The organism is Burkholderia sp. SIMBA_062 (assembly GCF_046534765.1).
Lineage (GTDB): Bacteria > Pseudomonadota > Gammaproteobacteria > Burkholderiales > Burkholderiaceae > Burkholderia > Burkholderia ambifaria.
In genome coordinates this window covers 1-259 of sequence record NZ_JAWRYD010000385.1, presented here as the reverse complement: position 1 = coordinate 259, position 259 = coordinate 1, and the positions used below count along the sequence as shown (strand labels likewise).

Below are 259 nucleotides of genomic sequence, written 5' to 3'. Positions count from 1 at the left end.
CGGCGAACACGTAGGTCTGGTCCGCGTTCGCCACCGTGTAGCTCTGCGGCGAGCAGAACAGCGACGACCGGAACTGCGCGCCGTATTCCGCGGCCGTCATGCCGTGTTGCAGCACTTGCGGATACTTCTGCGCGTAGGCGGTGGCGTTCTGCGCCATCAGCGTCAGGTTACAGGCCGTGCCGGTGTTGGTGACCGTGAAGCCGTTCGCCTGGGCGTTCGGCAGCACGACGGTGTCGAGCCACGTGAACGCATCGGCGAG

Annotated in this window: 1 pseudogene; it reads right to left on the bottom strand. The window is 66.0% G+C overall.

Features of this window, described 5'->3' with window-relative positions:
- Positions 1-259 (bottom strand): annotated as a pseudogene (locus SB786_RS36780) (acylhydrolase); the annotation flags it as partial.